Annotated in this window: 12 protein-coding genes; 6 read left to right on the forward strand and 6 right to left on the reverse strand. The window is 47.9% G+C overall.

Annotation, left to right across the window (positions count from 1 at the left end):
• Window positions 1–37: 37 nt before the first annotated feature.
• A complete protein-coding gene (locus HPY28_RS08440) occupies window positions 38–430 on the reverse strand; it encodes a VOC family protein (protein ID WP_174225668.1) in 393 nt (130 codons plus the stop codon).
• Window positions 431–584: 154 nt separating this feature from the next.
• Between HPY28_RS08440 and HPY28_RS08445 the strand changes: the two genes are divergently transcribed.
• Entirely contained in the window at window positions 585–1,295 is a 711-nt protein-coding gene (locus HPY28_RS08445) for a DUF421 domain-containing protein (RefSeq protein ID WP_174230395.1), read from the forward strand.
• 34 nt (window positions 1,296–1,329) lie between these two features.
• Here HPY28_RS08445 and HPY28_RS08450 read toward each other — a convergent pair whose 3' ends face one another.
• Together HPY28_RS08450 and HPY28_RS08455 are read right to left on the reverse strand one after the other, a co-directional pair.
• Window positions 1,330–2,190: an S-layer homology domain-containing protein gene (locus tag HPY28_RS08450; RefSeq protein ID WP_017250887.1), complete on the reverse strand. Its 861-nt coding sequence runs from the start codon at window positions 2,188–2,190 to the stop codon at window positions 1,330–1,332.
• Between the two features lie 36 nt (window positions 2,191–2,226).
• Window positions 2,227–3,057, reverse strand: coding sequence for an MBL fold metallo-hydrolase (locus HPY28_RS08455; protein WP_174230396.1), 831 nt, complete (start codon window positions 3,055–3,057; stop codon window positions 2,227–2,229).
• A 138-nt stretch (window positions 3,058–3,195) separates the two neighbouring features.
• Here HPY28_RS08455 and hrpB point away from each other — a divergent pair, with 138 nt between their 5' ends.
• The gene (gene hrpB, locus HPY28_RS08460) at window positions 3,196–5,700 is read left to right on the forward strand and encodes an ATP-dependent helicase HrpB (protein WP_174230397.1); all 2,505 of its coding nucleotides are present in this window, start codon (window positions 3,196–3,198) and stop codon (window positions 5,698–5,700) included.
• A 287-nt stretch (window positions 5,701–5,987) separates the two neighbouring features.
• The gene (locus tag HPY28_RS08465; protein ID WP_174230398.1) at window positions 5,988–6,701 is read left to right on the forward strand and encodes a DUF4386 domain-containing protein; all 714 of its coding nucleotides are present in this window, start codon (window positions 5,988–5,990) and stop codon (window positions 6,699–6,701) included.
• A gap of 16 nt (window positions 6,702–6,717) precedes the next feature.
• On the opposite strand, the gene HPY28_RS08470 is transcribed toward HPY28_RS08465, so the two are convergent.
• Together HPY28_RS08470 and bluB are read right to left on the reverse strand one after the other, a co-directional pair.
• Window positions 6,718–7,299 (reverse strand): Crp/Fnr family transcriptional regulator, encoded by a 582-nt coding sequence (locus HPY28_RS08470; protein WP_174230588.1) that lies wholly within the window; start codon window positions 7,297–7,299, stop codon window positions 6,718–6,720.
• A gap of 80 nt (window positions 7,300–7,379) precedes the next feature.
• On the reverse strand, window positions 7,380–8,033 hold the full coding sequence (gene bluB / locus HPY28_RS08475) for a 5,6-dimethylbenzimidazole synthase (RefSeq protein ID WP_173624172.1): 654 nt from the start codon (window positions 8,031–8,033) through the stop codon (window positions 7,380–7,382).
• A gap of 137 nt (window positions 8,034–8,170) precedes the next feature.
• Between bluB and HPY28_RS08480 the strand changes: the two genes are divergently transcribed.
• Window positions 8,171–8,854, forward strand: a complete 684-nt coding sequence (locus tag HPY28_RS08480; protein WP_017250893.1) for a response regulator transcription factor — start codon at window positions 8,171–8,173, stop codon at window positions 8,852–8,854.
• Complete coding sequence (locus tag HPY28_RS08485) at window positions 8,820–10,253, forward strand: HAMP domain-containing sensor histidine kinase (protein ID WP_174225673.1); 1,434 nt, start codon at window positions 8,820–8,822, stop codon at window positions 10,251–10,253. Before HPY28_RS08480 ends, HPY28_RS08485 begins: the two co-directional genes overlap by 35 nt.
• 80 nt (window positions 10,254–10,333) lie before the next feature.
• Here the strand turns inward: HPY28_RS08485 and HPY28_RS08490 are convergent, their stop codons facing one another.
• On the reverse strand, window positions 10,334–11,308 hold the full coding sequence (locus HPY28_RS08490; RefSeq protein ID WP_173624170.1) for an ABC transporter substrate-binding protein: 975 nt from the start codon (window positions 11,306–11,308) through the stop codon (window positions 10,334–10,336).
• A gap of 232 nt (window positions 11,309–11,540) precedes the next feature.
• Between HPY28_RS08490 and HPY28_RS08495 the strand changes: the two genes are divergently transcribed.
• Complete coding sequence (locus tag HPY28_RS08495) at window positions 11,541–13,127, forward strand: efflux RND transporter periplasmic adaptor subunit (RefSeq protein ID WP_173624169.1); 1,587 nt, start codon at window positions 11,541–11,543, stop codon at window positions 13,125–13,127.
• Window positions 13,128–13,131 lie beyond the last annotated feature (4 nt).

The raw sequence follows: 13,131 nt of genomic DNA on the forward strand, positions 1-13,131 counted from the left end.
AGAGGGAACGTAGAAGGAAAAGGCGAATCTTTTCCCTCTACGCTCTTGTGCTTTCGAACAGCTCCAGCCACTCCCCATCCGGCCCTTTGAAGAACATATAACGCGAACCGTTCGGTAGTGTGGTTATTTCCTGATCGATAAAGGATACATGTAGTTGCTTCAAACGGTCGATTTCAGCTTCGAGGTTGTCTACAGAAAACGCAAGGTGGTGGACCTTGCCCTCTACCGGCAGTGAATCGCTATATCCGTGAATGAGCTCCAGCTCTGTCTCTGTACTCCCCGGAAATCCAAGAAAAGCGAGGGTAATGACTCCGTTGGAATGAGCGAGCTTTCCTTTTAGCTCCATCCCAATCACTTCGGTGTAAAAGGCAATGGATGCCTCCAAATCTTTTACCATCAAACCCACATGCTCCAGCTTTTTGATTGCCATATTCGTTCGTTCCTTTCCACAGGTATGATTTTTTCTATTGTAGAAGAATTTGTAGGAAATGTCTGTATGCGCAAACAGACAGGATGGGTTTTTCGTTGAAAAACATGGCTATAATTTGGATATAGTGGAAATTTTGTCATCCTCGGGGTGGAGCATGGAGTCAATTGTGGAAATAGTTGCGAGAGTAGTACTGGCTTTTGCGATCATGATGATCATTACACGGATGCTGGGGAAGCAGACGATCGCGCAAATGACGTATCACGACTTTGTCGCGGCGATTACTTTGGGGGCGTTGACAGCTAATCTTGCCTTTAACAATATGATCAAAATCTCGCATATGATCGTGGTGTTACTCACTTTTAGTGGCATCGCCTATTCGCTCATGATCCTCTCTCTGAAAAGCCGAAAGATGCGAAAATGGTTTTCGGGCCAGCCGACGGTGATCATCCAGAATGGAAAAATTCTCGAAGATAACATGCGCAAGCTGAAGCTGTCTTTGGATACGCTGAATCAAGAGCTGAGGGAGAGAAACATTTTTAATATCGAAGAAGTCCAATATGCTGTGCTGGAGTTGAATGGAGAGGTATCGGTCCTGCGAAAGCCGCAGTTTCTGCCTGTCACACGCGGAGACTTAAAGCTGAAAACGGGGAATAGGCAGGCATTCCCAATTGAATTAATCATGGATGGCCAAATCATCCAGAGCAATTTACGCCAACACAGCCTGACCATCGAATGGCTACTCTCACAGGTGGGCAAAAAAGGCTTGAGTGTCGCGGAAGTGAATTACGCGGTGATTAGCTCTAATGGACAAATTTACTTCGATCCGTATAAGGACGGTATCACTAATCCGATCGACAAAGAATAAGGATTCGCAAAAAAACCTCCGAGATGGAGGTTTTTCACTTGCTCGAGTATTGGCGGAGCGTCCCTGTTTGCTTCAAATAGTTATAAAATCTGTGCAAAATAGTGACAGCTTCTGCACGAGTCAGCATTTCTCCACCCTCGAACTTGCCGTTCCAGGCAGTCATGATCCCTGTTTTTTGCAAAAGGGCGAGGTTAGTTCCAATGATTCCACTGTAGTCATCCGTAAACAAGATTTCATTGTCGTCGTGCCCAAAGAGAAGGGGATAGAGGATATTCGTCTTGTCTGCCCCATCTTCGTTGTACCGACCATCCTCCTGGAAAGTATCTTCAGGCGAATTTGAATCAAGCGAATACGGACTCAAGACAATGGGAATATCCCGCATGGCAGAAAGGATTTGAAAAACTTCTGCAGCTGGAATGTCTTGGTTATCTAACATAAAAACGGGCAGCATGTTTGCCGTACCAATTCGATTCAGCTTGGTATCCGGGAAAAATTTTGCACCAGCAGGTGAATCGTTTACGGCATTCCACCAATCTTGTGTGACGATTGACGTGATTTCCGTGTACGCCCAGTGATTTTTGGGCACGTCGACAAATTGCTTGATGTGATAGTCGCTGTAATCTGTCTTTTGTTTAGCCTTGTATGGTCTATATTGATCAAACAGGCGATAAATCATGACAGTCATTTCTGCCTTGTCGACCAATCTGTCAGGTTGGAAGCGACCGTCAGGATAACCACTAACCACACCCTTATCTACCATGAAGGAGATCGAATTCATGGCCCAACCGTATTTCTTCGGATCGACATCATTAAATTTCGGTGCAGCATGAGAAACTGCGGGATATATACCAGATAATCCGAGAATGAGTGCAAGTAACACTGTGATGACTTTCATATGTTCTCCTCTCTTTTTTCTATGAAATGGTAAGGATTATCCTTCTAGTATACTATCCGGCGATGGAAAAGGAATGCGCTCTGCAAGAACAGATGTGACGATATGCAGCGAGTCAAACTCGCCAGACGAAGCCGCGATGATTGGTGGTTTAGAAGGAAACAGTTGCTTGTTTATTTCATGGGGAGAAAGCCCTTGGCCATGCAAATACAGGATTTCCCCAGACAGATTCTCCAAATGCTCCAGCTTTTGTTGCAAGCGTGTTTTCCCGTCTGGATGATAGCCGGAATGGGCGCAAAAGATCGACTTGAAGTCACAAGCCAGTACCGTACGAAGGGAATTCATCAAGGTGGGGATCGATTCTTCTCGTAGTATGACCTTCGTTTTCACACCCATAAAAAGATCGCCGCAGAACAAGCGACCGGTCCTTTCGTCCAGCAAAGCTATATGGTCATGAGCATGGCCGGGGGTATAAAGCATCTTCCATTTCGTAGAGCGAGAGTGATGGACGTCACCCAAAGGTTGGGCCACAAACGGATCACGAATCCCCCAAGTAAGCTTACGGTAGAAAGGGTACTGAGCTTTTTGTGAGCAAATATCGACTCCTTCTTCGTGAATGAAAAGAGGGACCTGCTTGTGCTGGGCAATCCACGAGGCGGTACCGACATGGTCTTCATGGCTGTGCGTCAGTACGACCGAATCAAACGAGGCTTCCTGAAACCTGTGAACGAGAGCTTGCTCGAGTACTTTCGGGCCAGTATCAACCAGCATGCCATCCGTCACATAAACATAAATTCCTGATTCCCAATCCCCTACGCGAACAATCCCTTCCAGACATGCCACGTCTTCATGATGATGCATGTGAATCATACCGCACACCTCCCATAGTAATGGAATCATTATACTATTGAATGAGTATTCAGTCATTTTTGATTGTGATCTACACTCATCCTATATCTCTGTATCGTGTATGATGAATAGGGATGATTGCTCGTATGAGGTGAAAACATGAATGCATTGCCGATAAATGAAGTATTGCCAGAGCTGGTAAACATGCTGCGCAAAGAGACAAACGCAGTGTTGGTCGCTGCTCCGGGTGCGGGGAAGACGACGCGGGTACCACTGGCCTTGCGTGAAGAAGCTTGGTTACAAAATCGACGAATTGTCATGCTGGTCCCACGCCGACTGGCCGCACGTCAAGCTGCTACCTACATGGCTGCCTTGTTGGGTGAGGCAGTTGGACAAACGGTCGGATACCGGGTCAAGCGTGAATCAAGAGTAGGCCCAGACACACGGATTGAAGTGATTACAGAAGGAATTTTAACGAGAATGCTACAGGATGATCCGGAGCTATCTGATGTCGGTCTTGTTATTTTCGACGAGTTCCACGAACGGAATTTGCACGCAGATTTAGGGCTGGCCCTTAGTCTTCAGGCACAAAGCTTGTTTCGGGAAGACCTGCGAATTCTCGTGATGTCCGCTACGCTCGATGCCGAGCCCGTGTCAGCCTTGTTGGGGAATGCTCCCGTTGTCAATAGTAAAGGCAGTATGTTTCCAGTGGAGACGCACTTTTTGACTTCCCCGATGGAGGGGCGTCTGGAAGAGGTCGTTGTCCAGATGATCTTCCAAGCGTTGAGACAAGAAGAGGGAGATATGCTCGTCTTTTTACCGGGAGCCAAAGAAATTCACCGGGTGCAAGAGTTGCTTGAACAAAGCGGTGTGGGCACGAATTTACGGATTGTGCCTCTTTACGGAAATTTGGCTCAGGAGGAACAAGATAAGGCGATCCAGCCCGGGAAAACAGGGGAGCGCAAAGTTGTCCTCGCTACCACGATTGCCGAGACGAGCTTGACGGTCGAGGGTGTACGCATCGTGATTGACAGTGGATTAAAACGGGTGCCGCGCTTTTCTCCACGAACAGGGATGACGAGACTGGAGACAGCAAAGGTATCGAAAGCATCTGCTGACCAACGCCGAGGAAGAGCTGGACGACTTGCGCCAGGGGTCTGCTTTCGACTGTGGACAGAGCAAGAAGATCGCATGCTCATTCCACAGCAGGCACCTGAAATCATGGAAGCGGATCTGGCTGTGCTCGCTTTGGAGCTGGCTCTATGGGGAGTCGGGTCGTCGGACGAGTTGGATTGGCTGAATCCCCCGCCAAAGGCAGCGATGGCACAGGCTCAAGAGCTGCTGCATCAACTGGGCGCATTAGATGAGAGCAAGCAGATCACACCACATGGACGAGTGCTGGCTGGGATGGGGGTACATCCGAGATTGGGCCACATGATTCAGAAAGCGAATGAACTGGGGCATGGTGAATTGGCTTGCGAGCTGGCTGTCCTCTTGGAAGAACGTGATATTGTGAGGGGGCGCCAAGCTTCAGCAGATGCGGATATGCGTACGCGTGTTGAACTACTTCGTCAGGTAGCGAACAAGCAGAATGGGGCAGTTGAGCTTCCGATTGATGTAGGAGCATGCAAAAGACTTTGGAAAGAGGCGGCGTACTTCAAACGGGTATGGATAAACAACAAGCATAGTGACACTTCCACTCGTACAGAAGCGACGGGAAGACTGCTGGCGTTTGCGTACCCGGATCGGATTGCCCAGCGAAGGGCAGATGGACGTTATTTGCTTCGCAATGGGCGTGGGGCAGCTTTTTCCGTGCAGCAGCCACTGATTGCTTCGCCGTATATTGTGGCAGCAGAACTCGATGACCAGGGCGCAGACAGTCGGATATTACTGGCGGCTAGCGTGGCAGAAAGCGAGCTGTTGAATGATTGTACGATACAGATTACCGAACGAATGAACATATGGTGGGAGCATACAGCAGGGGCAGTTCGCAGCCGTAAGCAAAAACGGCTGGGGGCGATCCTGTTGGCGGATATACCTGCAGAGGCTTCGACAGATGAGGTGTTAACAGCGTTTTTGGACGGAATAAAAGAAGAAGGCTTGGAGAGTTTGCCGTGGAATCGGCAGGCGAGACAGTATCGGGAGCGTTTGTTGTTTATGCATCGTCTGGAGGAAGACTGGCCGAATGTGGAAGAGGAGGCACTGCTTACTTCCTTGGAGGAATGGCTCGCTCCCCATGTGTATGGTTTCAAAAGAAAGGAAGACTTGCAGTCGCTGACAGTGACGACGTTGCTGGAGAGTATGCTGTCATGGGAGCAGCGCAGACAACTAGAAGAATACGCTCCGACTCATGTGATCGTCCCAAGCGGTTCCAAAATTCCTGTCGATTACAGTGATCCAGCGGCACCGGTGCTTTCGGTCCGGTTACAGGAGTTGTTTGGTTGGCAAGAATCTCCGAGAATAGGCAGAGGCAGAGTACCACTGACATTGCACTTGCTTTCACCAGCTCATCGTCCGGTACAAGTGACACGGGACTTGGCGAGCTTTTGGGCACATGCGTATTTTGAGGTAAAAAAAGATTTGAAGGGGCGTTATCCCAAGCATTATTGGCCAGATGATCCGCTAGCGGCCATTCCGACAAACCGAACGCGTCCACGCATATAAATCGATTCGCTAGGTATATTCGGGTATAGAGGAGGGACTCGGCGTCAGGTGAAATTTCCCATTTTGCTAGTTCCATGTTCGTGAGTCATGTCAATTGTGAAACCTTCTTCGTGTTCGGGCACGTCAGGAAGATACTGTGAATCACGTACTACCCCCTCTACCTTTATTATGCTGCCTGTTGATCAGGCGGTTTTTTTTTGAAAAAATGCAGACTTGATTTAAGTCAATGACCGTCTTTAACCTTCCTCCTACAATAAAATGAAACAATGCAAAACAGGAGGGGTCTTATGGCGATCTCAATCAATCAGCCATCGATTCAGAGAAAATCTGCTCTGATTGCTGGTGTTTCACTTCTCATCATGGTGTTTGCTTCCTTTTTTTCTTTTGGTTTTGTTCATGGAAATCTTGTCGTAGAAGGAGATCCCAACGCAACCTTCCACAATATCCGGACATCCACTGTGCTTTTCCAAGCGGAAATTTTGGGATGGCTCATGATCCTGATCACGGACATACTCGTCGCCTGGGCTTTCTATCTCTTTTTGAAGCCAACGAATAAATACCTGTCCTTACTCGCTGCGTGGTTCCGTCTTATCTATACGGCTGTTTTGGGAATGGCCATACTGAACCTACTCGTTGTCTTACTTCTCGCGAAAAGTGCCGTTCCGAATTCCTACTTGCCAATCGAGCAGGTTCCAGGACAAATGATGCTTTACTTGGAGGCATTTCAATCCATTTGGTCGATTGGCTTACTTATTTTTGGTGGGCATCTGATGATGATCGGGTATATGGTATTTCAATCAGAAAGTATCCCGAAAGTCATTGGCCTGTTATTGTTGCTGGCTTCCATCGGCTATATTTTCATCAACGTAAGCAACTTGTTTGATTTGCAAAATATCGAGATCATTTCAATACTGATCACCATCTTTCAAATACCCATGATCGCAGGAGAGTTGGGCTTTGGGATCTGGTTACTGTTCAAGAGCGGGAAAGCACCCAGTTAAAGATGACGACTTGCTGCTATTTATCGACAGAGACCCTCTTTTTGATCCGACTTAACGACTCTGGCGTCATGCCAAGATAGCTCGCCAATTGATGCTGGGGCACCCGATCGAATAAGTGGGGACGTTTCTGCAAAACGGTTTTATACCGCTCTTCAGGTGTGGAAGCGATGAAGGAAGCGAACTCATCTTGTATCTCGCCAAGGTTTTCTTCTAACATCTTGCGTGACATGGTTTCCAATTGTGCGTATTTGTTGAACATGTCGCTGACGGTATCGAGATTGCCGACAACCAATGTACAGTCTTCGAGACAAGCTAAAAAATACGCAGATGACTGATCCAGCTTACGCTGCCCCAGATTCACAATGGTTTGTTCTTCCGTGTAGAATTGGGAGGTAACTTCTTTCCCCGCTTCATCTATCGAATACTGTCTGACACATCCCTTTAGTACAAAATAACATTTCGTGGGAACATCTCCTTGTCGAAGGAGTATGGTTCCTTTTTTATATTCCTCCGTAACGATTTCTTCAACGATTGCCTGTTGTTCTTTTTCAGAAAGGGTTGTAAATCTAGTTAGGTATTTCAATAGAATCTCTTTCATTTCATTTTCCTTTCCTGAAAGAAAAAGGCTCCCATGCTCGAAACGGGAACCATTTTTCTTTGTTAGTCTTTCGTCGCGGCTTACGCCTTGCTCCCCCACTGCTCCCGATAAATCAACTGTTGCAGATCCTCGCGTTGTCTCCATTGGTGTAGCTCCAAGAGTGGACGTTCCGGATAGTGATCCGTGTAGCCGATCGACAGCAATGCGACTGGATCGATATGCGGCGGTATGTTCAGGATACGACGCACGTCGGCCTTCTTGTAAAAACTGACCCAGCCCATCGCCAAATCTTCTGCGTAGGCAGCCAGCCACATGTTTTGGATCGCACAGCTGACAGACATGATATCAGTTTCCGGGATGGAATTGCGTCCAAGTACATGGTCTCCGCCACGTGTAGGATCACAAGTGACACAGATGGTGACAGGCGCTTCCTTGATCCCTTGAATTTTCAACTCTAAAAAGGTCGACTCTCGTCCCGTACCTTCGTAGTGGATGGCTAGCGCCCGGCGTTCTTTATCCGCACATTCTGCGAGAGCTTGTTTGGTTGCGTCGTCTTCTACCAGGACAAAATTCCAAGGCTGCATGAATCCGACAGAAGGAGCATGGTGGGCAGCAGCCAAGATCATGGCGAGCTTTTCTGGGTCGACAGGGTCTTGACGAAAGGTACGAATATCGCGACGATTGCTGATGGCTTTATACAAACCGTTTTTTTCTTCCGCGGTTAAGCGTTTCATGAGAAAAACCTCCCTATTTGCATTCAGGTCTCTTTATTTTACTTACAAAGTATGCTTCCTTCCAGACATCTGCTTGACATATTCATGTCCTACGCTAAAGGGGAGAGTAGTCCGAGCAGAGGGGAGAGAGTACGAGCATGCAAAACATCTTAATCGTGGAAGACGAGTTACCCATCTCTCGGGTATTGAAGGCGTACTTGGAAAAAAACAATTTTCAGGTCGAACAGGCATTTAACGGCGAGGAAGCAGAGCGGAAGTTTGATTCACTCAATCCTGCGCTCGTCTTGCTGGATGTGATGCTGCCTGGACGAAGCGGATGGAGTATTCTCGAATATATTCGGGAGAAAAGCTCGTGTCCCGTCATCATGCTGACCGCGTTGGGACAAATCGATAACAAGCTGGCGGGCTTGAACAAAGGCGCCGATGACTATATCACCAAGCCCTTTATTGCCGACGAAGTGGTCGCTCGCGTACATGCGGTATTACGTCGTCCGAAACAATTGATAGAAGGCGATCATGTGAAGCAGTTCGGTAGTCTGAAAGTCGACTTCAAGGCGTATTCTGTCATGCTGCACGGCATCGAACTGGCGTTTACGCCTAAGGACTTGTGCCTGTTTCTTTTTTTGGCACAGTACAAAAACCAGACATTCACCAGAGAACAGCTCATCGAGCAGGTGTGGGGGATGGATTACGAAGGAAGTGATCGCGCAGTAGACCTCGCGATCAAACGCATCCGGCGATCCTTGGAGAATTGGCCGACATCCGAAGGGGAAATCCGTACCTATCGTGGCTTGGGCTACAAGCTGTGTGTATATGAGTGAGAAAAAACGCACCTCTTTATTTCGGTATTGGACGACGCGATACCTGATCATCTTGTGTATCGGCCTTTTCGTGATCGGGATTGCCTCCAGTTATTGGATTTCTTATAGCGAAACTCAAAAACGCCTTGATTTTATGAGACTGATGGCGGCGGAAGTAGCGGATCGGGTCGTGGATGTGGAAGGCAAGGTAAAAATGGCTCCGTTCTTGTTTCGTATAGTGGACAGTCGCCAGGAGTCACTCGGAGTCAATTACAAGCCAATTATGATGATTTTAGATGAACACAAGCAACCAGTATTTGGCGTACCAGGTCCTTTTTCCGGGGAACTGAAGCGCATCGCGCCTGATTTGGTGGAAGCGGATGACAGTCTGTCACGGTTTGAGCTTGCGCGGGGCGAAGAAGTGCTTTTCGTGAAGGAAAGCATTAAGGTTGATGAGCGAGTGGTTGGCTGGGTCATGCTGTTCACCCCACAAAAACAGGTGATTCGAAGCATGACGGAATTCCAGTTGCTTGCGATCATGCTTCTGGGTCTCGGCTTGCTTGGCTGGCTCGTCATTTATTTGCTGACGAAAAAGCTGTCTCAGCCGATTAAGGATGTGGCGGACGCTGCCAAGCAAATCGTGCTGGGGAACTACGAGATTCAATTGGATAAAAACAAGCGTGAACAAGAAGTGTATGAGCTGATCCATTCCTTTGAAGAAATGGCAGAACGACTGAAGCAGCTGGAAATGATGCGTACCGAGCTATTGGCAGGGGTGACCCATGAACTCAAAACACCTGTTACGTCCATCAGTGGGTTGGTACAAGCCGTGAGGGAAGAGGTTGTGAGCGGTGAGGAAGCCAAGGAGTTTTTGGATATTTGTACGAATGAAACGGCACGTTTGCAAAAGATGGTAGAGGATTTGCTCGATTTTAACTCTTTTGCTGTCGGTGACATTCGCATTCGCAGGCAACCTCAAAACATACAAGAGCTGATCCGGGAAATTACGCACCAATGGGAAATTGTGCAGGAAGAAGAGAAGCTAAGCTTGCACAGCGAAAATGCCTCTGATCCGATTTGGATAGAGACCGACCCACTGCGTGTGCAGCAAATCATGTACAATCTCCTAAACAATGCGGCACAAGCGATGGAATCGGAGGGGCGGATTCTCGTGTCGCTATCTGCAACAGCAGATGAGATTCGCATTGACGTGAAGGACAATGGACGTGGGGTACCGCTAGAAGAACAGTCTTTGATTTTTGAGCGATTCTACCGAGGCGAGGACAAGAAGCACATCATCCGTGGGCTTGGGCTTGGTCTGTCTTTTAGCAGAATGATTGCCCAAGCGTTAGGCGGTAGGTTGATTCTGACAGAAAGTACCTCGTCGGGAAGCACATTCACCTTGATTTTGCGTAAATAACATACGTATGGACAAAAAGCGACCAGGTTAGCTCCGGTCGCTTTTTTATACATCATGGACACCCCAAAGACCGCGATACGTTATTTTACAAATTCCAAGACCTGATCAATGATGTGATTGGCCCCAATCGGAGTAACGCCACGATTCCACAGTTGTTGTTCCACGATATAAACCTGATTTTTTTGAACAGCGGAGAGACCTTTCCATACCGCTGAGCTTTTCATTTCAGCCAATTTATTTTTTGCTTCTTTTTCTACATTCTCCATCAAAAAGATATGGTCTGGATTCAAGGCTGGCAGCTCTTCAAAAGAAATCGGCATCATCGGCTTGTTACCTTCCAGTTTCACCCCTTGTAGATCTAGTTCCTGATGAATGATTCTCCCGATACGTGTATCGTCGACCCCATATACTCGAAGCTCCTTTGGCATGACACGCATGACGACAAATACTTCATTGCCCGCGCGCTTATCCAATTCTATTTTGGCAGCCTCTACCTTGTCCAAATATTTCTTCAGTTCTTGTTGTGCCAGCTCCTCTTTTCCTACGATTTTACCGAACTCTAGAAGCATTTGACGCCAGTCTCCTTGCAGTTCACTACTTATGAATATCGTAGGGGCAATTTTGCGCAGTTGGTCGGCAACTTTTTCATGGGAAGGTCCAAAAGCGATAATCAGGTCGGGTTCAGACTCAAGCAGGCGCTCCATGTTCAACGACTCTGAGCTGCCAATGGGAATGACACCTTCCATCTCTTTGGCGATATAGGGTAAAAACTGATCATTCACTAAGGAAGTAGTGGCTGCGTAAGGCTTTATTCCAAGCGTTAATAACGGATCAGAGAAATAGTCGAGCAGAACGGCAATTTTTTGTGGGCTGGCTGGGATCTCCACGTCCGAATAAGCATCTTTATAGGTTCGAGTGAGCAGAGACTGACTTTCTGTCTGTTCGTTGGCGCTTTGTTCCTTTGGCGAAGCAGTAGAGCCACATCCTGAAATATGTAAAATGACTGCTAAAAGGAGGAGGAGAAAAAATAGCCTCAACTGGAATGCACGATACATGGGAATAACCTCCTAATGAAAAATGTCGGAATCAATATTGATTATCATTATCAATTAGATTCGAGCTAATTATAGGCTGACTTTATTCGATCGTCAATATTTACTGAGAATCGTTCTCTTTTATTGTATCCAGTATGAATTCATCTGACTTTTCCCTGACGTATTCGTTCCGTATAGTGATCGCAACCAAAAAGACAAGTCTTCAATCAAGTAGACGGTAGGAGGACTACGAGTGACACAAATGGAGAAAAAGCGAACGTTGTTTTCGAAGGTAGGAAGCAACAAGAAAAGATGGATGGTTGGTATATTGGCTGTCGGAGCCGTGGTCATTTCAGGTGGAATATTCGGCTACCAGTCGTTTTTTCCCTCACAAACGGCGCAGGCCGCTTTTCAAGTGGAGACGGTAAAAAGGGGAGACATCTCAGAAGTCGTGCAGGCATCGGGCACTGTCCAGGCTTCCAAGCGCTCGGCTCTCTCGTTTTCTGATGCAGAAGAAGCCAAGGATGCGATCTCTACCATTCAGGTCGGCGTGGGTGATGCTGTGAAGGCAGGGCAAGTTCTGGCGACGATGGACGATTCCGTAGCGAGAATCCAGGTGACCAATGCGGAAGCCAATCTTTTATCGGCACAAGCCAAGCTAGAAGAGGCACAAAAGCGGAAGAGTCCTGCTGAAATCACTTCCTTGCAAGCCACCGTCAATCAGACCAAGAACGAGTGGGAGCTCGCAAAGCAAAACATTGACGGGAAAAAAGCGACGAATGACGTGGAGAAGGCAAAGGCAAATCTGGAGAGTGCCCAAAAGACATACACTTCCCAGAAAGCATTGTTTGCGGCAGGTGCGATTGCCAAGAGTGAATTCGACAGTGCCCAGTCCTCGTTGGACCAAGCTCAGCGCGATTATAACTCGGCAGTCTTGACAGCCGGACAGACGACAGGGCAGGCCAGTGTGAAGGTAGAGCAGGCATTGGCTGCGTATCAAACAGCGCAAGAAGCGTTGCAGGAAGCGAAGGAAGGACCCGATGCCGCTACAGTATTATCGGCCAAAGCAGCGGTGGAACAGGCAAAAGCGGGGCTGCAACAAGCACAAAAGGCATGGAGGGCAGTCACCTTGAAAGCACCGATGGACGGAGTGATCGTCCAAGTGAATGGTAATGTAGGCGAAATACCCGGCAACGATTTCATTATCATGGATAATTCGAATAGCGGAGACTTAGAGGTATTGGCCCAGATTAGCCAGAGTGACATCGGAAAAGTGCAGGAAGGCTTGCCTGTGACGATTACGACAAGTTCTTATGCGGACGAGACGTTCCGTGGAAAAGTTAAGCTGATCTATCCAGAAGCGAAAACCGACGCTGGAGTCACTACTTACGATGTGCTTTTGTCTGTGGCAAATCAGGATAACAAATTGAAGATCGGGATGACGATGAACGTCGCGATCGAAAGAGGTACCCATAAAAATGTGCTTGTGGTACCTGCGCAAGCGCTGCAAACGCAAAATGGCAAAGATGGCGTATATGTGCTAAGAGATGCTGCTGCACAACAAGCCGGTGAAGGAGCGGAAGGGAATCAGGCTGAGGCGAAGCAAGTGAATAACCGCAGTGGAGGCAGAGCAAATATGCCGTATCGATTTGTTCCGATCAAAATGGGGTACTTCACTGCCGATCAGGTAGAAGTGACGGAGGGGCTTACCGAAGGAGAGCGTGTCGTTATCCTCGTGAATACACAGACCTCATCTGGAACGATTCAAAATGGAAATCGAATGGGCGGCGGTGGTATGCCGGGATTCGGCGGAATGGGCGTCCAGATAAGGGGACGGTAGGCAG

Source organism: Brevibacillus sp. HB1.2, assembly GCF_013332495.1.
Classification (GTDB): domain Bacteria; phylum Bacillota; class Bacilli; order Brevibacillales; family Brevibacillaceae; genus Brevibacillus; species Brevibacillus porteri.